At 64.9% G+C, this 20821-nt stretch carries 17 protein-coding genes and 1 pseudogene; 1 reads left to right on the plus strand and 17 read right to left on the minus strand.

What is annotated here, in order from left to right; all coding sequences use genetic code 11:
• Positions 1 to 255: 255 nt before the first annotated feature.
• The 16 genes and pseudogenes from AB870_RS01840 to AB870_RS01915 all read right to left on the minus strand — a co-directional run bounded on the left by AB870_RS01840 (position 256) and on the right by AB870_RS01915 (position 17948).
• On the minus strand, positions 256 to 2277 hold the full coding sequence (locus tag AB870_RS01840) for an acetyl/propionyl/methylcrotonyl-CoA carboxylase subunit alpha (RefSeq protein ID WP_047906703.1): 2022 nt from the start codon (positions 2275 to 2277) through the stop codon (positions 256 to 258).
• A 186-nt stretch (positions 2278 to 2463) separates the two neighbouring features.
• Positions 2464 to 3462, minus strand: a pseudogene (bioB, locus tag AB870_RS01845) (biotin synthase BioB); the annotation flags it as partial.
• Positions 3463 to 3591: 129 nt separating this feature from the next.
• Complete coding sequence (bioD, locus tag AB870_RS01850; protein ID WP_053059525.1) at positions 3592 to 4392, minus strand: dethiobiotin synthase; 801 nt, start codon at positions 4390 to 4392, stop codon at positions 3592 to 3594.
• Positions 4385 to 5593 carry an 8-amino-7-oxononanoate synthase gene (gene bioF, locus AB870_RS01855; RefSeq protein WP_047906704.1) on the minus strand — a complete coding sequence of 403 codons (1209 nt, stop codon included), beginning with the start codon at positions 5591 to 5593 and terminating at the stop codon, positions 4385 to 4387. Before bioF ends, bioD begins: the two co-directional genes overlap by 8 nt.
• A complete protein-coding gene (gene bioA / locus AB870_RS01860; RefSeq protein WP_047908689.1) occupies positions 5590 to 6963 on the minus strand; it encodes an adenosylmethionine--8-amino-7-oxononanoate transaminase in 1374 nt (457 codons plus the stop codon). Before bioA ends, bioF begins: the two co-directional genes overlap by 4 nt.
• A gap of 294 nt (positions 6964 to 7257) precedes the next feature.
• Entirely contained in the window at positions 7258 to 8049 is a 792-nt protein-coding gene (locus AB870_RS01865) for an enoyl-CoA hydratase/isomerase family protein (protein ID WP_047906705.1), read from the minus strand.
• 47 nt (positions 8050 to 8096) lie between these two features.
• Complete coding sequence (locus tag AB870_RS01870; protein WP_047906706.1) at positions 8097 to 9704, minus strand: carboxyl transferase domain-containing protein; 1608 nt, start codon at positions 9702 to 9704, stop codon at positions 8097 to 8099.
• Positions 9705 to 9795: 91 nt separating this feature from the next.
• Positions 9796 to 10203, minus strand: a complete 408-nt coding sequence (locus AB870_RS01875) for a YchJ family protein (protein WP_047906707.1) — start codon at positions 10201 to 10203, stop codon at positions 9796 to 9798.
• A 17-nt stretch (positions 10204 to 10220) separates the two neighbouring features.
• Positions 10221 to 10826, minus strand: a complete 606-nt coding sequence (locus tag AB870_RS01880; protein ID WP_047906708.1) for a 2-hydroxychromene-2-carboxylate isomerase — start codon at positions 10824 to 10826, stop codon at positions 10221 to 10223.
• Between the two features lie 124 nt (positions 10827 to 10950).
• On the minus strand, positions 10951 to 11628 hold the full coding sequence (locus AB870_RS01885; RefSeq protein ID WP_047906709.1) for an SDR family oxidoreductase: 678 nt from the start codon (positions 11626 to 11628) through the stop codon (positions 10951 to 10953).
• 55 nt (positions 11629 to 11683) lie between these two features.
• Positions 11684 to 12868, minus strand: a complete 1185-nt coding sequence (locus AB870_RS01890; RefSeq protein WP_047906710.1) for an acetyl-CoA C-acetyltransferase — start codon at positions 12866 to 12868, stop codon at positions 11684 to 11686.
• Positions 12869 to 12917: 49 nt separating this feature from the next.
• Entirely contained in the window at positions 12918 to 13598 is a 681-nt protein-coding gene (gene can / locus AB870_RS01895; RefSeq protein WP_047906711.1) for a carbonate dehydratase, read from the minus strand.
• 66 nt (positions 13599 to 13664) lie between these two features.
• Positions 13665 to 15476, minus strand: a complete 1812-nt coding sequence (aceK, locus tag AB870_RS01900; RefSeq protein ID WP_047906712.1) for a bifunctional isocitrate dehydrogenase kinase/phosphatase — start codon at positions 15474 to 15476, stop codon at positions 13665 to 13667.
• A 21-nt stretch (positions 15477 to 15497) separates the two neighbouring features.
• Positions 15498 to 16679 carry an isovaleryl-CoA dehydrogenase gene (locus AB870_RS01905; RefSeq protein WP_047906713.1) on the minus strand — a complete coding sequence of 394 codons (1182 nt, stop codon included), beginning with the start codon at positions 16677 to 16679 and terminating at the stop codon, positions 15498 to 15500.
• A 136-nt stretch (positions 16680 to 16815) separates the two neighbouring features.
• Positions 16816 to 17298, minus strand: coding sequence for a PaaI family thioesterase (locus AB870_RS01910; protein ID WP_047906714.1), 483 nt, complete (start codon positions 17296 to 17298; stop codon positions 16816 to 16818).
• Between the two features lie 218 nt (positions 17299 to 17516).
• Positions 17517 to 17948: a MerR family transcriptional regulator gene (locus tag AB870_RS01915; protein WP_047906715.1), complete on the minus strand. Its 432-nt coding sequence runs from the start codon at positions 17946 to 17948 to the stop codon at positions 17517 to 17519.
• Between the two features lie 163 nt (positions 17949 to 18111).
• Between AB870_RS01915 and AB870_RS01920 the strand changes: the two genes are divergently transcribed.
• A complete protein-coding gene (locus tag AB870_RS01920) occupies positions 18112 to 19215 on the plus strand; it encodes an MBL fold metallo-hydrolase (protein WP_047908690.1) in 1104 nt (367 codons plus the stop codon).
• A 99-nt stretch (positions 19216 to 19314) separates the two neighbouring features.
• Here AB870_RS01920 and AB870_RS01925 read toward each other — a convergent pair whose 3' ends face one another.
• Entirely contained in the window at positions 19315 to 20634 is a 1320-nt protein-coding gene (locus tag AB870_RS01925) for an MFS transporter (RefSeq protein ID WP_047906716.1), read from the minus strand.
• Between the last annotated feature and the right edge of the window lie 187 nt (positions 20635 to 20821).

The raw sequence follows: 20821 nt of genomic DNA on the forward strand, positions 1-20821 counted from the left end.
TGACGCGAAACGCCGAGGCGGTGATCTACCGCCGCGTATACCTCGATGCGTCGAGGCTCTGGAAGCAGGTCGCGCGGTGAAGTCGATCGCGGTCGACCTCGGTTACGCAACCCCCTCGGTTTTCATCGAAATTTTCGCCCGCCAGTCGGGCCCGACGCCGGTGCGGTTCCGGCGTCAGGGGACCTTCAGTGCGATGGCGCATGACTCCGCGTGATGCCGAAGCCGCGCTGGACCGAGCGGCGCCGCGCGACGGCATTACCGTTTGAAGGCCAGTAACTGCGCGCCTTCCGGCACCTGATCGCCCACGGCGTACAACACTTCCTCGATTTCGCCGTCTGCCGGTGCGCTGATAGTGTGCTCCATCTTCATGGCTTCCATCACGAGTAGCGGCGCGCCTTTCTCGACTTTCGTACCGGCGGCGGCGAGCACGGCAATGACCTTGCCGGGCATCGGTGCGGTCAGGCGACCTTCGCCGCCTTCCTGTGCACCGGCCTGCGCGAGCGGATCGTGCCAACGCAGCGTCCATGACTGACCGTCGGCGAACACGTGCGCCGTCTCGTGTTCGAAGTCGACGTGCCCCTGAATGCGGCGCTCGCCGAGCGTCACGCGGTACACCCCGGCATCGTGGGTATAGCGGTAGGGATAGGTCTGATTGTCGATGGTCAGCGTACTGGCCTGTGCGCCGCTCGTCAGTACGACGTCCAGACGCGTCTCTCCGTGATCGAAAGACATCGTGCGCCGGTAGTCGCCGTTCAGTCGCCAGCCGGTGGCGAGTTGCCATGGCGAATCACGGTCGATGCTGTCCTGATACTTGCGCAAGCCGACGACAGTCTCGCGCGAGAGCTGCGCGGCGACCGCCAGCGCCAGTGTCGTGGCGGGCACCGGCGCCGCGGCCGGGAACAGTGTGTCGCGATGGCGTTCGATCAGGCCCGTATCGAGGTCCGCGCCCGAGAACGGTTCGCTGGCGACGAGGCGTCCGAGAAACGCGATGTTGGTCTGCACGCCGACCACGCGGTATTGACCAAGCGCACGACGCATGCGGGCGAGCGCTTCGTCGCGATCCTGTCCCCAGACGATCAGCTTGGCGATCATGGGGTCGTAGAACGGCGAGATGGTATCGCCTTCGCGCACGCCCGAATCGATACGCACCGCCGCCGGCGATGTCGCACTGCCGATGTCGAACTGCACCGCGGCGGGCGGACGCAGCGTGGAGAGTGTGCCCGTCGACGGCAGGAAGTTGTTATCCGGATTCTCGGCATAGATACGCGCTTCGAGGGCATGGCCGTGAATGCGCAGTTCGTCTTGCCTGCGCGGCAGCACTTCGTCGGCGGCCACGCGCAGTTGCCATTCGACCAGATCGAGACCGGTGATCATCTCCGTGACCGGGTGCTCCACCTGAAGACGCGTATTCATCTCCATGAAGTAGAACGAACCGTCCTGATTGGCGATGAACTCGACCGTGCCCGCCCCCACGTAACCGACGGCACGCGCGGCGTTGCACGCGGCTTCGCCCATGGCACGGCGGCGCTCGTCGGTCATGCCCGGCGCGGGGGCTTCTTCCAGCACTTTCTGGTGGCGGCGCTGCACCGAGCAGTCGCGCTCGAACAGATAGACGCAATTGCCGTGCGTGTCGGCGAACACCTGAATCTCGATGTGGCGCGGACGCGTCAGATACTTTTCCACCAGCACGCGTTCGTCGCCGAAGCTGCTGGCGGCCTCGCGCTGGCAAGAGGCCAGCGCGGCGCGGAAGGCGTCGCTGTGCTCGACCACGCGCATGCCTTTGCCGCCGCCGCCGGCGCTCGCCTTGAGCAGCACCGGGTAGCCGATCTCGTCGGCGCGCGCGTGCAGGAATGCGGGGTCCTGATTGTCGCCGTGGTAGCCCGGCACCAATGGCACGGCCGCCCCTTCCATGAGTGTCTTGGCCGCGCTCTTGCTGCCCATGGCGTGAATGGCGCCGACCGGCGGGCCGATGAAGACGATGCCCGCGTCGTGACACGCGGCGGCGAACGCCTCGTTCTCGGACAGGAAGCCGTAGCCCGGATGGATGGCCTGCGCGCCGGTGGCCCTGGCGGCCGCGATGATCGCGTCGACGCGCAGGTAGCTCTCGCGTGCGGCGGCGCCGCCCACGTGCACGGCTTCGTCGCACACGGCGACGTGCTTGGCATGCGCATCGGCATCGGAGTAGACGGCCACCGTGCGGATGCCCAGACGTGCGGCTGTCGCGGCCACACGGCAGGCGATTTCGCCGCGGTTGGCGATGAGGATCTTGTCGAACATGTTGCCTCCGGAAAATGATCGATTTGGGCGGCGCTTGCACGCAGCGATTCCGCTTGTGGCGGAAGACCGGCGTACCCGCACCATTCTCTTTGCTATCCAGCTTTGCCGCCACCGCGAATCGTCTCGCGCGATTTGCTCGCAGGAGCGGCTTTCAATCCTTCAACGCCAGCGCGGCTTCGTCCGCACTCAGTGCGCGGCACACGCCCCAGCGTCGTCGCCTTCACCGGCAGCACCGGCGCTTTCCACGCCGAGTTTTTCCTCGGTCGACGTGCGCATGCCGAGCCGTGCAAGCAGTGCGCGGTCATGCTCGGCCTGCGGGTTTTGCGTGACGAGCAGCTTCTCGCCGTAGAACATCGAGTTCGCACCGGCGAGAAAGCACAGCGATTGCAGCGCATCGTCCATCATCTCGCGTCCGGCCGAGAGCCGGACCATCGCGCGCGGCATGGTGATGCGCGCCACGGCGATCATGCGCACGAAGTCGAACGGATCGACGCTCTCGTTGTTCTCCAGCGGCGTGCCTTCGACTTTCATCAGGTTGTTGATGGGCACCGACTCCGGATAGGGCGACAGGTTCGCCAGCTGTGCGATCAGGCCGGCGCGCTCGCGGCGTGTCTCGCCCAGACCGACGATGCCGCCGCAGCAAACCTTCAGCCCGGCGTCGCGCACGCGCGCGAGCGTGTCGAGACGATCCTGATACGTGCGCGTCGTGATGATCTGACCATAGAACTCGGGCGACGTATCGAGGTTGTGATTGTAGTAATCGAGACCGGCGTCACGCAGTTGCTGCGCCTGACCGTCGCGCAGCATGCCGAGCGTTACGCACGTCTCCAGACCGAGGGCCTTCACCCTGCTAACCATTTCGCCGACGGCATCGACCTGATGCGGCTTCGGGCTGCGCCATGCGGCGCCCATGCAGAAGCGTGTCGCACCGGCGTCTTTCGCCCGCTGTGCGGCGGCCACCACTTCGTCGATGGGCATGAGCTTCTCGGCTTCCACCCCGGTGTCGTACTTTGCCGACTGCGGGCAATAGGCGCAGTCTTCCGGGCAGCCGCCCGTCTTGATCGACAGCAGCGTGGAGAGCTGCACGGCGTTGGCGTCGAAATGTTCGCGATGCACCTGCTGTGCGCGGAAAACCAGATCGTTGAACGGCAGGGCGAACAGGGCTTCGATCTGCGCGACGGTCCAGGGCGTTTCGTTGCGGCGCAGCGCTTCGTCGTGTCCGTGAGCGGCGGTGTGAGCGTGAACTTGCATGGCGTGATTCCTTGAATTCCGTATAGGTTCGATGGCGCGATGACGGCGGTTCGTTCCGCCTCGTCAGGGCGTCGAATGCGCACGCGCGGCGAGCGATGGCGTCGCGCCGTGCGGCGTGCTCGCGACAAGCGGCGCGATGTCGAGGTAACCGGAGGCTGTGGCCGCGTCGGGGTGCGGCAGATGCGGCACGCGTCCGAGCAGCGGGGCGTCCAGTCGCGCGGCGATCGCGTCGACGTTGGCGTCCACGTGGCGCATGTCCGGATCGATGTGATTCGCCACCCAGCCGGCGAGCGCCAGGCCGCGCGAGGCGATCGCTTCGGCCGTCAGTAGCGCGTGGCTGATGCAGCCGAGCCGCAGACCGACGACGAGGACGACCGGCAGCCCGAGCTGGCGCGCGAGATCGGCGGTGTCGGGCGCATTGGCCTGCGGCCCGAGCGGCACGCGAAAGCCGCCGACGCCTTCGACGATCACCAGATCGGCCCGCGCTGCCACACGTGCATAGCCGGCCCGGATCACGCTGCAATCGAGCGCGACGCCTTCGGCGGCTGCCGCGATGTGCGGTGCCGTGGCGTCCTTGAGCACGTACGGGCAATACCAGTCGTGCGGCAGCTTCAGATTGCTCGCCCGGTACAGTTGCTCGACGTCCTCGTTGACGAAGCGGCCATTGTGTTCCGACGCACCGGCCGCGACCGACTTCAATCCGGCGCATACCAGCCCGCGGCGCGCGGCCGCGTGAAGCAGTGCCGACGAGACGAGCGTCTTGCCGATTTCGGTGTCCGTGCCGGTGACGAAGAACGCGTGACGGGCGGGCGTGGCCCGCTCGGCCGGTGTATCGATGGTGAGCGTGGGGTGCCGGTCAGCCATGCGGGTTCTCCGTCCAGTCGTGGTCGAGTCGATTGATGGCGCGCGCAAGGCGTGCGACGTCGTCGGCCGTATGCGCGGCGCTCAACGTCAGCCGCAGGCGCGACGTGCCCGGCGCCACCGTCGGCGGCCGAATGGCCGGCACCCACAGCCCGGCTTCGGCCAGGCCCGCCTGCGCATGCAGGGCGGCGGCGTTCTCGCCGAGGACGATCGGCTGCACCCCCGTGGGCGAGACCATGTGATGCCAGTGCCGCAGCGTGAGCGAATCGCGCAGTTGCGCGATGCGCGCTTGCAGCGTGGCCCGTCGTTCACGGCCTTCGTCCCCGGCGATGATCTCCAGGCTCGCGAGCAGGGCGTGCGCTTGCGAAGGTGCGGCGGCCGTGGTGAAAATGTACGGGCGTGCCCGGTTGACGAGCCATTCGACGACGCGGCGGTTGGCCGCCACGAATGCACCGCCGACCCCGGCGGCCTTGCCCAGCGTGCCGATGATGACGAGGTTGGGCGAGCGCATGTCGAAGTGCTCGAACACGCCGCGTCCGTTCGCGCCCATGACCCCGAAGCCATGGGCGTCGTCCACGATCAGCCAGGCGTGGTGGCGTTCGGCGAGCGCGAGCAATTGCGGCAGCGGCGCCATGTCGCCGTCCATCGAGAACACGCCGTCGGTGACGATCAGTTTCGTCTCGGCCGTGCTCGCATCGAGCAGCGCGGCGAGCGCATCGACGTCGCCATGCGGGTAGACGTGCGTCTTCGCACGCGACAGGCGCGCACCGTCGATCAGCGAGGCGTGATTGAGCGCTTCGGAGAAGATCTCGGCGTCCTTGCCGGCCAGCGCGGAGATCGTCGCCAGATTGGCCATGTACCCCGTGCAGAAATACAACGCACGAGCGTCGACCAGATGCGGCGACATGAACGCGGCCAGCGCGTCTTCGAGCGCCGCATGCGCCTGCGAATGACCGCTGATGAGGTGCGATGCGCCGCTGCCCGCGCCGTAACGCCGTGCCCCTTCGATCAGGGCTTCGACGACCTTCGGATGCGCGGCCAGACCGAGATAGTCGTTGCTGGCGAATGCGAGGACGTCGCGGCCGTCGGCGCGCACGTGGGGCTGACAGGGCGTGGACACCACCCGATGGCGCCGGCGCAGATGCTGGCGATCGAGTTCCGCCAGACCGGCATCGAGACGCTGGAGCAGGAGGGGCGTGGTCATGCGCTCACCTCCGCGCAGGCCATGGTGGCGTCGAAGGCGGCCAGCGTTTGTGCGGCGAGCCAGTCGATGGTGCCTTCGTCCAGCACGTACGGCGGCATCAGATACACCGTCGCACCGAGAGGGCGCACCAGCACGCCGCGGGCGCGGGCTTCGGTGTAGAAGCGTTTCGCAAAGTCGCCGGCGGCCCCCGGTGTGTCCGGCAGCACGGCGTCGAATGCCCAGATCATGCCGCGCTGGCGGAAGTGCCGCGCACGCGGATCGTGCGCGAGCGGCGAGAGCGCCCGCGTGAGGCGCTCGGCACGGATCGCATTGCGAACGAGCACATCGTCGTCGGCAAAAATGTCGAGCGTGGCGAGCGCCGCACGGCACGCCAGCGGATTGCCGGTGTACGAATGCGAGTGCAGAAAGCCGCGGGCGGTGTCGTCGTCGTAAAAGGCGTCGTATATCGCGTCGCGCGAGAGGACCAGCGAGAGCGGCAGGTAGCCGCCGCTGATGCCCTTGGAGAGCGTGAGCAGATCGGGCCAGATGCCCGCCTGTTCGCTCGCGAAGAACGTGCCGGTGCGTCCGCAGCCGACAGCGATTTCGTCCGCGATCATGTGAGCGCCGTGCTCGTCGCACAGCGCGCGCACGAGGCGCAGGTATTCGGGATCGTGCATCGCCATGCCCGCCGCGCATTGCACGAGCGGCTCGACGATGACCGCGGCGACGCGCCCTTCGCGCTGTGCGAGCAAGGTGTCGAGTTCGGCGGCGGCGCGACGCGCCACATCGACCGCCGTTTCGCCATCGCGTGCGCGACGCGCGTCGGGCGACGCCACGACGTGTGCATGGCGCAGCAGCGGATCGTAGGCATCACGGAACAAGGCGACGTCCGTCACGGCAAGCGCGCCGAGCGTCTCGCCGTGATAGCCATTGCGTACGCACACGAATTCGCGCTTGTCGCTGTGGCCCCGGTTGCGCCACGCGTGAAAACTCATCTTGAGCGCGATCTCGACGGCCGATGCGCCATCGGACGCAAAGAACGCATGGCCGAGCACGCCGCCGGTCAATGCCGACAGCCGCTCGGCCAGCGAGACGACCGGCTCGTGCGTGAAACCGGCGAGCATGGCGTGTTCGAGGCGGCCGAGCTGATCGACGAGCGCCGCGTTGATGCGCGGATTCGCATGGCCGAACAGATTGACCCACCACGAACTGATCGCATTGAGGTAGCGCTCGCCGCCGGTATCGACGAGCCATGGACCTTCGCCGTGAGACAGGGCGACGAGCGGCAGCTTTGCCTGTTGCTTCATCTGCGTGCAAGGGTGCCAGACCTGTCGCAGGCTGCGCGCGGCGAGATCACCGGGACCGGTGGGGGGGCGCGGGGAGGCGTCCATCTTCGACTCCTTGGAGGGCTGTGCCGGACGACGATCGTCATGACGCGCGTCGTCGGTACGGCTGGCCGGTGCCGGGCAGGAGACTGCCCGTTGCTGCACGTGGCCGGAGGTGGGGGATGGGCGCATGGTAGGCAAAGCGATTTGGCAGGGCAATAGGCGGAATTGGCGCAAAAATTCGCTGTTTTGTGAGCCGTAAAAAGACGTTATCGGCAATTTCGTAAATCTCGCCGTCAACATTGCGGCATCTCCGCCCTCGCCTCTCCCAAAAAAAATTTGTAACCGCGATGGGGACGCTCAGGAAGCGTTGCGCCACGATGGCGATCGCTTCTCAAGGAACGAACGCACGCCTTCGCGACCATCACCGGACGCGCGGATCGTTGCGATGCGATCCGCCGTGTCGGCGATGGCGGCGTCATCGATGGCACGGCCCGCGAAGTCCTGTACCAGACGCTTGCATTCCTTCACGGCGTTCGGACTGTTGTCCACGAGCGCCCGGGTCAGGGCGCTCACGGTGCCGTCGAGAGCTTCGGCGCTCACGACTTCGTGCACCAGGCCGAGACGCTGTGCCGTCGCCGCCGTGAAGCGTTCGGCCGTCACGAAGTAACGGCGCGACGCCTGCTCGCCCAGCGCCCGGATGACGTAAGGGCCGATGGTGGCGGGAATCAGGCCGAGTTTCGCTTCGGACAGGCAGAAGTGCGCAGTGTCGACGGCCACCACGATGTCGGCCACCGCTGCGAGGCCGACGCCGCCCGCATACGTATCGCCCTGCACGCGCGCAATCACCGGCTTGGGGCAGCGGTAGATGGTGCTGAGCATGACCGCGAGCGTCATCGCATCGGCGCGGTTCTCGGTGTCCGAGTAGCCGGCCATCTTCTTCATCCAGTTCAGGTCGGCGCCGGCGCAGAACGCGACGCCTTCGGCGGCCAGCACGATGGCGCGCACGTCATCGTTCGTGGCGAGGGCCCGGAAGGTGCCGGTCAGTTCTTCAATGACAGTTTCGTTGAACGCGTTACGCACGTCCGGGCGGTTGAGCGTGACGGTGGCGACGTGCGCGTCGACACGGAGTTTGAGTGTGGCGAGATTCATGTCGGGATTCCTGGTTGATCCGAAGGCGCGGGCACGGGGGCTGGCGATTACATGCGGAACAGGCCGAAGCGCGTTTCCGGAATCGGGGCGTTGAGCGCGGCGGACAGGCCCAGACCGAGCACGGTGCGCGTGTCGGCGGGATCGATCACGCCGTCGTCCCACAAGCGCGCGCTTGCATAGAACGGATGGCCCTGACGCTCGTACTGGTCGCGGATCGGCTGCTTGAAGGCCTCTTCCTCCCCGGCGCTCCACTGGCCGCCCTTGGCTTCGATGCCGTCGCGCTTGACGGTGGCGAGCACCGAAGCGGCCTGCTCGCCGCCCATCACCGAGATACGCGCATTCGGCCACATCCACAGAAAGCGCGGCGAATAGGCGCGCCCGCACATGCCGTAGTTACCGGCACCGAACGAGCCGCCGATGATGACGGTGAACTTCGGCACGTTGGCCGTGGCGACTGCCGTCACCATCTTTGCGCCGTGCTTGGCGATCCCTTCGTTCTCGTACTTGCGCCCGACCATGAAGCCGGTGATGTTTTGCAGGAAGATCAGCGGAATCTTGCGCTGGCAGCACAACTCGATGAAGTGCGCGCCCTTTTGCGCCGACTCCGAGAACAGGATGCCGTTGTTCGCCACGATGCCGACCGGGTAGCCCCACAGATGCGCGAAGCCGCACACGAGGGTGGTGCCGTAACGGGCCTTGAATTCGTCGAACTCGGAGCCGTCGACCAGACGCGCGATCACCTCGCGCACGTCGAACGGCTTTTTCGTATCGGCGGGGATCACGCCATAGAGTTCGCGCGCGTCGTACTTCGGCTCGACCGGCGCCCTGACGGCCACGGTGGCCGGCTTGCGACGGTTCAGGTTCGCCACGATGCTGCGCGCAATGGACAGGGCGTGCGCGTCGTTCTGCGCGAAGTGATCGGCGACCCCCGACAGACGCGTGTGAACGTCTGCACCGCCGAGGTCTTCGGCGCTCACTTCCTCGCCCGTGGCAGCTTTCACCAGCGGCGGGCCGCCAAGGAAAATCGTGCCCTGTTCCTTGACGATGACCGACTCGTCGCTCATGGCGGGCACATAGGCGCCACCGGCCGTGCACGAACCCATTACCACGGCGATCTGCGGGATGCCCTGCGCGGACATTTGCGCCTGGTTGTAGAAAATGCGTCCGAAGTGGTCGCGATCCGGAAAGACATCGTCCTGATTCGGCAGGTTCGCGCCGCCCGAGTCGACCAGATAGATGCACGGCAGATGGTTCTGCTCGGCGATCTCCTGCGCGCGCAGGTGCTTCTTGACCGTCATCGGGTAGTAGGTGCCGCCTTTGACCGTGGCATCGTTGCACACGATCACACATTCCTGGCCCGATACGCGGCCGATGCCGGTAATGATGCCGGCGCCCGGCGCATCGTCGTGATACATGCCGGTGGCGGCGAGTTGCGAGAGTTCGAGAAATGGTGAACCCGGATCGAGCAGTTGCTGCACGCGATCGCGTGGCAGCAGCTTGCCGCGGCCGACGTGCTTCTTGCGCGCCGCCTCACCGCCGCCACCGGCCAGTTGCGCGATACGGGCGCGCAGTTCGTCGACGACGGTCTGCATGGCGGATGCGTTGCGTGCAAAGTCTTCGCCGCGCGGGTTGAGTTTGCTTTCGAGAATCGGCATGTGACGAAATCCGGTGGAGTGTGAGTTGTTGTCGTTACGTGCTTGTCTGGGCTTGCGAGCGGTATGCGGCCGGTCGCCGGGCGCGCCGCCGTCAGTCGAACAGATCGCCGTCGATATAGCGCCAGCGGCCGTCGCCGGTTCGCTCGAAACGGCTGCGTTCGTGCAAGCGGTGTGCGCGGCCGCCGACCTTGTATCGGGCGACGAATTCGACCTCGGCGTGCGTGTCGTCGCGTTGCAGATGCGCCTTGACCTGAAGGCCGAGCCATTGCGGTGCGTCGTCGAAGTCGAGCGTGGGCGGGCGCGTGCGCGCCGCCCAGGTGTCGAGCAGATAAGGGGCGTTGTGCCGCACGAAGGCGGTGTAGCGCGAGCGCATCAGCGCTTCGGCGGTGGGCGGGATCTCGCCGCGGTCGATATAACGGGCGCAGCAATCGTCGAACGAGATGCCACCGCAGGGGCAGGCTTCGCGTTCGTTGTCCTGCGACGATTGGGGGCGTGCCATGGTGTCTTGCCTTGTTGTCAGATTCGGCCCTGCTTCATGCAGGCCTCGACTTGCGGGAGGCGGTCGAACCCCCAGAACGGTTCGCCGTCGACGATCACGAACGGCGAGCCGAACACGCCGCGCGCGATCGCCAGATCGATCTCCGCCTTGAGGTGGTCCTTGGCGGCCGGCGAGTGCATGCCGGTGTCCAGTGCCGCGCCGTCGATGCCGAGCGCCTCGCCCAGCCGCACCAGCTCGGCGGGGTCGCCGATGTTCACGTCGTCGACGTACAGCGCGCGGAAGATCGATTTCGCGAACTCGGCCGACAGGTCGCCGCCGCGATGATCCTGCACCCACAGCACGGCGCGCTCGGCTGCCTGCGTGGGGATCGGGAAATGCGTCGGCCGTTTGTAGTCGATGCCATGAAAGCGCGCGGTGCGCTCCACGTCGTGCCGCAGATACTCCGTCTTGATCGGATGCTGCACCGGTGCCCCCGTGCCGTTCACCTTGTAGACGATGTCGAGCAGGATCGGATGCCACGCGACACCGCGCCCGTTGCGAGACGCGATGTCGTCGATGCAGGTGCTCGAAAAATACCCGTAGGGCGATGCGAAGTCGAAATAAAAGTCGATGGCGGACGTCATGTTGGCTCCGTTCCGAGTGACGTTTCTGGCCCGCGAATCAAAAGATATGGCGGTACGGCGATAGCTTGTTATGGACTGCGCGATGCGTCTATTCGTTGTTCGACCGAGTGCCTGGGAGTGCCGCTCACCAGGGCAGAGCGTTGCCGTCGTAATTGTAGAAACCACCATTGTGTGTCTCACGCGCGGCCGGTGCACGCGCGAGCACGCCGCGCATGCCCGCCACGCTGGTCTGCACGTCGATGTCGGCGTTCTCCCCGCCCATGTCGGTACGTACCCAGCCCGGATGCAGGGCGACGCAGGTGGCGCGTTGCGCTTCGAGCGACACTGCCTTGACCACTGAGTTCACGGCGGCCTTGCTCGCGCGGTACAGCCAGCTGCCGTTCGACTCCATCAGGGCAACGCTTCCCATGCGGCTCGACAGGAAACCGAACGTGCCGCCCGCGGCGTCGACGAAAGGCAAGACGAGCGGTGCGACCTGCATGGCCCCGAGCACGTTGGTGTGGAACACGCGGTCGAATTCCGGCTGCGTGACCGGCGCAAGGCCGGTCGTGCGCTCGGAATTCACCCCGGCGTTGTACACGGCTACGTCCAGTTCCACGCCGTCCAGTTGCCACGACAGTCCGGAGAGCGATTCCACGCGGGTGACGTCCAGCTTCAGGCCTTCCGCTCCCAGTTCGCGCAGCGCGGCCAGACCGTCCTCGCTGCGCGCGCTTGCGAAGACTCGCCAGCCGTCGTCTCGATACTGTCGTACGAACTCCATGCCGATGCCGCGCGAGGCACCGATGATGAGCGCTGTTTTCATGACGTAGGTTTCCTGTGATCCGGGGCCGGTGCCGTCAGGCGCCGGGACGAAACTATCAGACGAGTTCGATGGCCATGGCGGTCGCTTCGCCGCCGCCGATACACAGGCTCGCGACGCCGCACTTGCCCCCGGTCTTGCGCAACGCGCCGATCAGCGTGACGAGAATGCGCGCGCCGGACGCCCCGATCGGGTGACCGAGCGCACACGCGCCACCGTGAATGTTCACCTTCTCGTGAGGCAGACCGAACTCATGCATCGCGGCCATCGTGACGACGGCGAACGCTTCGTTGATTTCGTAGAGATCGACTTCCTGCGTGGACCAGCCGGTCTTCTCGAACAGCTTGCGCATCGCTCCGACGGGCGCCGTGGTGAACAGGCCCGGCTGCTGGGCGAAGGTGCTGTGTCCGGCGATGCGCGCCAGCGGCGTGAGACCCAGACGGCCGGCGGTCGATTCGCGCATGAGCACCAGGGCGGCCGCACCGTCGGAGATCGAGGACGAGTTCGCCGCGGTCACCGTGCCGTCCTTACGGAACGCGCCCTTGAGCGTGGGGATCTTTTCGGGGTTCGCCTTGAACGGCTGTTCGTCCTGCTCGACGACGGTGTCGCCCTTGCGGCCCGGAACCGTCACCGGTGTGATTTCCCAGGCGAACGAGCCGTCCTGGGCGGCGTGCTGCGCGCGTTCGAGCGAGGCGATGGCGAAGGCGTCCTGCGCTTCGCGGGTGAAGGCATAGCGCTCGGCGCATTCCTCTGCGAACGTGCCCATCAGGCGGCCTTTTTCGTAGGCGTCTTCGAGACCGTCGAAGAACATGTGGTCGATGACCTGACCGTGGCCCATGCGCATACCGGCGCGCGCCTTGGGCAGCAGATACGGGGCGTTGCTCATGCTTTCCATGCCGCCCGCAACGATCACGTCGGCACTGCCCGCGACGAGCATGTCATGGGCGAACATCGCGGCGCGCATGCCCGAGCCGCACATCTTGTTGACGGTCGTGGCGCCCGCGGCAAGCGGCAAGCCGGCGCCGAGCGCGGCCTGGCGAGCCGGTGCCTGTCCCTGACCCGCGGGCAGCACGCAGCCCATCACGACCTCGTCGACCTGTTCCGGTTTCAGACCGGCGCGTTCGACGGCGGCGCGAATCGCGGCTGCACCCAGTTGCGGTGCGGCGACATCGCCGAATACCCCTTGCAGGCCGCCCATCGCGGTGCGGGCTGCGGAAACGATGACGATCGGGTCTTGTTGCATGGCAGTCTCCTGTCATTGGTTAAGGCGCCGGCGCTGCCCTGCTTGCGGGCTAGGCGCGTGGATGACGTAATTCGGCCATCGCTTCCACGCACCGGTGATAGATCCGCGGCAGGGATTCGAGGCTGTTCACCGACATGCGCAGGTCGCGCACCAGACCGTCTCGCAGGCCGTACACCCAGCCATGCACCGTGACCGGCTGGTTGCGGGCCCAGGCGTCGCGCAAGACCGTCGTGTGACAAATATTCACAACCTGTTCGATGGCGTTCAACTCGCACAGACGATCGTGGCGGGCGTTGCGCGAGGGCAGCGCGTCGATCTGGTCGATGTGCCGTTCGTAGACGTCGCGCACGTGGCGCAGCCAGTTGTCGACAAGGCCCATCTTCGCGCCGTCGAGTGCCGCGCCCACGCCGCCGCAGCCGTAGTGACCGACCACCATGATGTGACGCACCTTCAGCACTTCGATGGCGAACTGCAACACCGACAGGCAGTTCAGATCGCTGTGCACCACCACGTTCGCGATGTTGCGGTGGACGAACACCTCACCCGGCGCCAGCCCCGTGATCTGGTTGGCCGGCACGCGCGAGTCCGAGCATCCGATCCAGAGGTATTCCGGGGCCTGTTGCTTGGCCAGCCGCTCGAAAAACGCGGGATCTTCCGCGTTCACGCTGGCGACCCAGGCGCGGTTGTTATCGAGCAGATGGATGAGAGGTTGGTCTTTGTCTTCGGTCATGATCGTGTCATCCGGCGGGCGAGTCGTTGGCTGGGTGTCGTCGCAAATGTCCTGAGCGCCGAGGGCTCAGGACGCTGCCGCGCGCGGCGGCGCGCCTGGGGCGCCGGCATGGCTGCCGGCACCGTAGCGATTGACGAAACGCAGCGCGACATCGTACGGATAGAAGTCGGGCATCTGTCCGGCTCGCACCCGATCCTGAAAGCCTTGCCACAGGTCGGGGTCGAAAAAATCCGGATGATGCTGGCTCAGATAGCGCCGCACGCGTGCATCTCCCGTCAGAAACGTCTCGAACGTCTGCGGAAACACGTCGTGCGGGCCTACACGGTACCAGACTTCCCCCGACATCGCCTCTTCTTCGTTACGCGGTTCCGGCACCCGCCGGATGTGGCAATCCGTCAGATATTCCAGTTCGTCATAATCGTAGAAGACCACCCGGCCGTGACGCGTCACGCCGAAATTCTTGTACAGCAAGTCGCCCGGAAACACGTTTGCGGCCATCAGCTCCTTGACCGCGTTGCCGTACTCGCGCATCGCGTGTTCCACCTGCGCGTCGGACGCCGTTTGCAGCCACAGATTGAGCGGTGTCATGCGGCGCTCGATATAGCAGTGGCGGATCACCAGCGCGTCGCCGTCGACTTCGAGCAGCGAGGGCACCTTGGCCTGTAGTTGGGCGAGCAGGGCGTCGTCGAAACGGGCGCGCGGGAAGGCTACGCTGGAGAACTCCAGCGTGTCGGCCATGCGCCCTACGCGATCATGCTGCTTGACCATCAGGTACTTCGCTTTCACCTGCTCGCGCGTCGTCTCCTTGGGCGGCGCAAAGCGCTCGCGGATCAGCTTGAAGACGTACGGATACGAAGGCAGCGTGAACACCAGCATCACCAGGCCCGGAATGCCGGGGGCGCTCACGAACTTGTCGCTCGAATGCTTCAGGTGATGGAGGAAATCGCGGTAGAACAGATTCTTGCCGTGCTTCTGCAATCCGACCGACGTATAGATCTCGGCCTTCGGTTTGCCCGGCATGATCGTGCGCAGAAAGTGCACGTAGGCCGACGGCACTTCCATGTCGACCATGAAATACGCATGCGCGAAGCTGAACATCACGCGCAGTTGCTCGCCGCGCAGCAGGGCCGCGTCGAGGGCGAGATGGCCATTGCCGTCGTGCATGATCGGAATGGCGAACGGCGTCGTGGTGTCGCCGTTTACGATGCGCCCCACGATGTACGCCGCCTTGTTGCGAAAGAACAGCGAGGCAAGCACGTGGATCTGGAAATTCGGTGCGGCTTCGAATGCACCGGACGCCTCTTCGATGGCGCGCATCACGTAGCCCACGTCGCGCGACAGGTCCGCGAACGGGCGCTGCAACTGAAAATTCGTGACGATGCGCGCGAGCGTGGCGGCCATGCCGTCTTGCAACGGATAGTAGACGCGGTATGTCGGTCTGGCTGCCGGCGCGTCGTTCTCGATGTACTCGGTCGCCACGGCGGGGCGCACGAAGATGAAGCGATTGTTGAAGTACGAACGATGCAGTATCTTGCAGCACACCGAGTTGAAGAACGTCTCGGCCAGTTCCGGCTGGCGGTGTTCCGTGAGCAGCCCGATGTAGTGCAGTTTCACCTGTTGCCAGACATCGTCGTCGAGCGATTGCGCGTCGAACTCGTCTTCCAGCGTGACGATGCACTCGCGCACGCGCTCGTCGTAATAGGCGATGCGCTCACGCTGGAGTTTCTGAATGCCCATGAAATCCCCTGCCTCGAAACATGCCCGCGCCGCGACGCACACTTCGCGGAAGATGCGGTAATGCTTGTCGAAGCCGTCCAGCAAGGTGCGGGCGACGTCGAAAGCAAGCTGCGACGACAGGAGTTTCGGGAAGCGGTTCATACCGGGCCGGTCATGCGCGAATCACATCGTCTCGGCGAACAGTTCGCGGCCGATCAGCATGCGGCGGATCTCCGACGTGCCCGCGCCGATTTCGTACAGCTTTGCGTCGCGCCATAGACGTCCCACCGGATATTCGTTGATGTAGCCGTTGCCACCCAGAATCTGGATTGCCTCACCGGCCATCCACGTCGCCTTTTCCGCCGTGTAAAGAATCACGCCCGCGCAGTCCTTGCGCACCTGACGCACGTGATCGCTGCCCAGCGAATCCAGTTGACGGCCCACCGCGTACAGATACGAGCGGCTCGCTTGCAGGATCGTGTACATGTCCGCGACCTTGCCCTGAATGAGCTGGAACTCGCCGATCGACTGGCCGAACTGCTTGCGGTCGTGAATGTACGGCACGACCGAGTCCATTGCGGCCTGCATGATGCCCAACGGGCCGCCGGCGAGCACGGCGCGCTCATAGTCGAGGCCGCTCATCAGCACCTTTACGCCGCCGCCGACCTGACCGAGCACGTTTTCCTGCGGCACTTCCACGTTCTCGAACACCAGTTCGCCCGTATGCGAGCCGCGCATGCCGAGCTTGTCGAGCTTTTGCGCGACCGAGAAGCCTTTCATGCCCTTCTCGACGATGAACGCCGTCATGCCGCGCGCGCCCGCTTCAATGTCCGTCTTGCCGTAGACGACCAGCGTGTCGCAGTCCGGGCCGTTCGTGATCCACATCTTCGTGCCGTTGAGCACGTAGTGATCGCCGCGTTTCTCGGCGCGCAGTTTCATGCTCACCACGTCGGAACCCGCGTTCGGCTCGCTCATTGCCAGCGCGCCCACATGTTCGCCCGACACCAGCTTCGGCAGATATTTCGCCTTTTGCGCAGGCGTGCCGTTGCGGTGGATCTGGTTCACGCAAAGGTTCGAGTGTGCGCCGTACGACAGGCCGACCGAGGCCGACGCGCGGGAGATCTCTTCCATCGCGATCATATGGGCCAGATAGCCCATGTTCGCGCCGCCGTACTCCTCCGAGACCGTCATGCCCAGCACGCCGAGATTGCCCATCTTGCGCCACAGGTCCATCGGAAACTGATCCGTGCGATCCACTTCGGCAGCACGAGGGGCGATTTCCTTCGATGCGAAGTTCGCGACCGATTCGCGCAGCATGTCCAGGTCTTCGCCGAGCATGAAATTGAGGCCAGGCAACGTCGTCATGACACAGTCTCCAGAGAGTAGCGCGTGGCGGCTTGCCCGCGCGCATGTTCGGTGGTGTATTGGGCTTCGAAAACGATGTTGATTCGATGTCTTGCGATGTCGTGCAATGTCGTGCAATAGCGTTGCCGCGAAGCGATCAGCGCACCGTGCCTGCCGCCGTGGCGGAGTTCACGGGCAGCACGAAGAGCGTTTGCTGCATGAGGGCGCAGAGCGTCCACTTGCCGTCATCGACAACGAAAAGTTCGGCCGTGGCGACGATGAGCGTGCGTCCCGCTTTGACGACCTGACCGCGTCCGACCAGTGTATCGCCCTTGCCGGGCGCGAGAATGTTCAGTTTGTATTCGGCGGTGACCAGTTCCTGGCTGGGCGAGATGCGGGTGTAGCCGGCATAGCCGCCTGCCGAGTCGGCGATGGCGCCGATGACGCCGCCATGGAAATAGCCGAGTTGCTGATTGACCTTGCCGGAGAATGGCAGCGAAATTTCGCAGAAACCCTCGGCAAGATGCGTGAGTTGTGCGCCCCAGTGTGTCATCACGCCCTGCTTATCGAAGCTGGCGCGGATTTTCGCGGCGACGACGTCGTCGAGCGGAGCGGCATGAGGAACAGGGTCGTTGGCCATGGTCGTGATGGGCGCGGAGGCTGATGAAAGCCGGGTCCAGCGATACTACTTTACGTTTACGTAAACGTAAAGTAAGGATTTTCCAGAGGGGACTCGGCAGAAGTGGGGGGGGGCGGGAGTGGGAGGGTTTCGGGGCGTTTGAACGGCGGGGATTGGTGCTGCCCTGACGGAGAGACTTTCAGGTGGAACGCAGTCAGGGCGGTGCCGATCCCAGCCCGTTAGAGCGAGACGGCGGTTTTCGTCCGCCGGGCAGCGGGCGGCACAGTTTCACCCGCGGCTTCGAGCAGCGAGAGGCACTGGGCTTCGTGCTGGGAGACTTCATCGAGTGTCGCGTGGAGGTCTTCGAGTTGCTGCTCCAGTACCTGGCGATGTTGGGCGAGCGTTTCGAGGAACACCTTGAGTTGCGGCACGGTGTCCTTGGGGGACTCGTACAGGTCGAGAATCGTCTTGATCTCGGAGAGTGTGAGTCCGAGGCGTTTGCCGCGCAGCGTGAGTTTCAGGCGCGTGCGGTCCTGACCGGTGTAGACGCGATGGCGTCCGCCAGGGCCTTCACGGGCTGGCGTGAGCAGGCCCTGATCCTCGTAGAAGCGGATCGCGCGGGGGGTGATGTCGAACTCGCGGGCGAGGTCGGTGATCGTGTATGTGAGCATCGGATCGGGTTATGCGAGGTGAAGCACAGGCCAGGCGGTTAAGCGAATGCTTACCATTGCAGATAGAATTGCCGTTTACGTTAGCGTCAACTTGCATCGTATGCAATCGGTGATGGCGTCAACCCGACAACGAGAGAACAAGCCCATCTGGAGCGTGGCCCCCGTGAATGCCCTCGAACAACAACTGAACTATCCTCTTGGCGATTTCCTGCCCGACGGCGGGACCGTGCACGAAGTGGTGCCCGGCGTTTTCTGGGTACGCATGCCGCTGCCGTTCGTGCTCGACCACATCAATCTGTGGCTGCTGCGCGACGAAGTCGACGGTGTCAAAGGATGGACCATTGTCGATTGCGGCATTACCCATCCGCAGATCAAGGCGTATTGGGAGCAAGTGTTCGAGAGCGCGCTGGGCGGTGAGCCGGTGCTGCGCGTCGTCGTCACGCATTGCCATCCCGACCACCTCGGTCTTGCGCACTGGATTTGCAAGGGCGGCGACAAGCAGCGCTGGGAGGCGCGTCTTGCCATGTCGCTCGGCGACTATGCGTGGGGGCGGCTCATGTCGGAAGGCGACAATAACAACGCCGCCAATGCCGGGGGCGAATTTGCCGTCGCGCATTTCCTCGCGCATGGACTTGCCGACGAAGCCATGATCGAGCCGATCCGCAATCGCAAGTCGTACTTCAGCGATCTCGTGCCCGAAGTGCCGTCGCGGTATTTCCGTTTGAAGGACGGCGACTCATTGCGCATCGGCGGCAGCGACTGGCGTCTGATCGCCGGTTACGGTCACTCGCCCGAACACATGGCGCTGTATTCGGAACAGCACAACGTGCTCATCTCCGGCGACATGGTGTTGCCGCGTATTTCCACCAACGTCAGCGTGTTCGACATCGAACCCGAAGCCAACTCGCTGCAACTGTTCCTCGACTCGCTGGGCGTGTATCTCGATCTTCCGCCCGACTGCCTCGTGTTGCCCTCGCACGGCCGGCCGTTCACCGGCCTGCACACGCGGATTCGTCAGCTTCGCGATCACCACGCGGCGCGTCTGCAGGAAGTGCGTGAGGCGTGTGCGAAGTCGCCGCAAAGCGCGGGCGACATCGTACCTATCATGTTCCATCGCAAGCTCGACGCCCATCAGACCACCTTCGCCATGGGCGAGGCGCTCGCGCATCTGCACATGCTCTGGCATGCAGGCGAACTCAAACGCGAGCGCGATGCGAAAGGCGTCTGGCGTTTCTCGGCCGTCCTCTCGCCGGTCCTGCCCGTCTGATCCAAGTCAGCGCGCAATCGTGAAAAAAGCCCCGGAGACCGACATCTCCGGGGCTTTTTTCATCGCGTCGCCGGCATCGTGAGCATGCCGGCGGCCTCGTCAGGCGTGTTGCGTCGACGCCGGCACATGGCGGCCTTCGCGACCCAGCAAACCATAGGTCGTCAGGCTGATCGCCACCGTCAGCAGAATGTACCAGGCGGGCGCGAGCGGGTTCGCCGTGAGTTTGATGAGAGACGTGATCCAGAACGGCGCGAGACCGCCGAAGAGCATCACCGAAACGTTGTACAGAATCGAGACGCCCGTCGAGCGCACGCCGACCGGGAACACCTCCGTGACGGCCGTCGGGAACGCGCCCCAGACAAAGCCCATGCAGATCGCCGGGAGAATCTGGGCCAGCAGCAGGTTGCCCATGGACGGCGCACCGTGCAGGCGCGTGAACATCCAGAACGACGTCAGTCCGTAGAGCAGCACGAACAGCAGGATCAGCGGCTTGCGACCGACGCGGTCCGAAATCCAGCCCGTCAGCGGACAGAGCAAGGCGATCAGCATGGCAGCGAGGAACGTCGACAGACTCGCCACGCCTTGCGTCAGGCCGAGTTGCTTGACGGCGTAGATCGGCGTGTAGATCAGCGTGACGTAGAACGACGTCGTGGCGGCGACCGTCAGGCCGAAGCCGGCGATCAACGAGCGATAGTGCTTCGAGAAGACGTCGGCAAGCGGCGTGCGGCGTGTCGGTTCACGCGCCGCGGCGTAAGCCAGAAATTCCGGCGATTCCGTCATGCGGCGGCGAATGTAGAAGCCCACCGGCCCGATCAGAATGCCGAACAGGAACGGCAGCCGCCAACCCCACGATTCCAGCGCTTCTTTCGTCAGGCCGGTGTTGAGCGCATACGCGCACAGCCCTGCGAGCGCCACGGCGAGTGCCTGCGAACACATCTGAAAGCTGCCGTAAAAACCGCGCAGATTCGGCGGCGAGAATTCGATGAGCATGGCCGTCGAGCCCCCGAACTCGCCTCCCGCCGAGAAGCCCTGAATCACACGGGCGAGCAGGATGAGCAACGGCGCTGCGAAGCCGATGGTCGCGTACGTCGGCGCAATACCGATCAGCCCCGTGCCGAGCGCCATCAACAGCACCATGACTGACAGTGCGGACTTGCGGCCCGCACGGTCCGCGTAGAGACCGAACGCCAGCCCGCCGATCGGACGGAAGAAGAACGCCACGCCGAGCGAGGCCACGCTCGCGAGCAGCGATGTCGTGTCGTTATCGGCAGGAAAGAAGAGTTTCGCGATGACCACCGCGAACAGGCCGTAGACGGTGAAGTCGAACCACTCGAACGCATTGCCCAGCGTGGAGCCGATCACCGCTTTGCGTCGCAGTGCCGGATCGATGACCGGCGTACCGGTAGGGGTTGTCTGCATGTGCCTCTCCTGCTTGGTTGGGAGTGCCGCAGGCGGATCGGTAGCCGACAGATCGGTCGTCGACACGCGTCCGCTCTATGGCGGCAGGTCCGGATTGACGTCGTGTTTACCTCTGTTCAAGTTACACGGACACTCTAACGCAGGTTTGGAATGCACCACAATGGGTCAAAAATACGACGGAATCTTG

The sequence above is a fragment of the Pandoraea faecigallinarum genome (assembly GCF_001029105.3).
Classification (GTDB): domain Bacteria; phylum Pseudomonadota; class Gammaproteobacteria; order Burkholderiales; family Burkholderiaceae; genus Pandoraea; species Pandoraea faecigallinarum.

Bases quoted from the DNA above. Each gene is read 5' to 3' on its own strand.
- AB870_RS01890 (WP_047906710.1), bottom strand. From the start codon at position 12,868: ATGCAACAAGACCCGATCGTCATCGTTTCCGCAGCCCGCACCGCGATG.
- bioD (WP_053059525.1), bottom strand. From the start codon at position 4,392: ATGGCTGACCGGCACCCCACGCTCACCATCGATACACCGGCCGAGCGG.
- AB870_RS01875 (WP_047906707.1), bottom strand. From the start codon at position 10,203: ATGGCACGCCCCCAATCGTCGCAGGACAACGAACGCGAAGCCTGCCCC.
- AB870_RS01910 (WP_047906714.1), bottom strand. From the start codon at position 17,298: ATGGCCAACGACCCTGTTCCTCATGCCGCTCCGCTCGACGACGTCGTC.
- can (WP_047906711.1), bottom strand. From the start codon at position 13,598: ATGACCGAAGACAAAGACCAACCTCTCATCCATCTGCTCGATAACAAC.
- AB870_RS01865 (WP_047906705.1), bottom strand. From the start codon at position 8,049: ATGAATCTCGCCACACTCAAACTCCGTGTCGACGCGCACGTCGCCACC.
- AB870_RS01915 (WP_047906715.1), bottom strand. From the start codon at position 17,948: ATGCTCACATACACGATCACCGACCTCGCCCGCGAGTTCGACATCACC.
- AB870_RS01880 (WP_047906708.1), bottom strand. From the start codon at position 10,826: ATGACGTCCGCCATCGACTTTTATTTCGACTTCGCATCGCCCTACGGG.
- AB870_RS01925 (WP_047906716.1), bottom strand. From the start codon at position 20,634: ATGCAGACAACCCCTACCGGTACGCCGGTCATCGATCCGGCACTGCGA.
- bioA (WP_047908689.1), bottom strand. From the start codon at position 6,963: ATGGACGCCTCCCCGCGCCCCCCCACCGGTCCCGGTGATCTCGCCGCG.
- aceK (WP_047906712.1), bottom strand. From the start codon at position 15,476: ATGAACCGCTTCCCGAAACTCCTGTCGTCGCAGCTTGCTTTCGACGTC.
- AB870_RS01905 (WP_047906713.1), bottom strand. From the start codon at position 16,679: ATGACGACGTTGCCTGGCCTCAATTTCATGCTCGGCGAAGACCTGGAC.
- AB870_RS01885 (WP_047906709.1), bottom strand. From the start codon at position 11,628: ATGAAAACAGCGCTCATCATCGGTGCCTCGCGCGGCATCGGCATGGAG.
- AB870_RS01870 (WP_047906706.1), bottom strand. From the start codon at position 9,704: ATGCCGATTCTCGAAAGCAAACTCAACCCGCGCGGCGAAGACTTTGCA.
- AB870_RS01840 (WP_047906703.1), bottom strand. From the start codon at position 2,277: ATGTTCGACAAGATCCTCATCGCCAACCGCGGCGAAATCGCCTGCCGT.
- bioF (WP_047906704.1), bottom strand. From the start codon at position 5,593: ATGACCACGCCCCTCCTGCTCCAGCGTCTCGATGCCGGTCTGGCGGAA.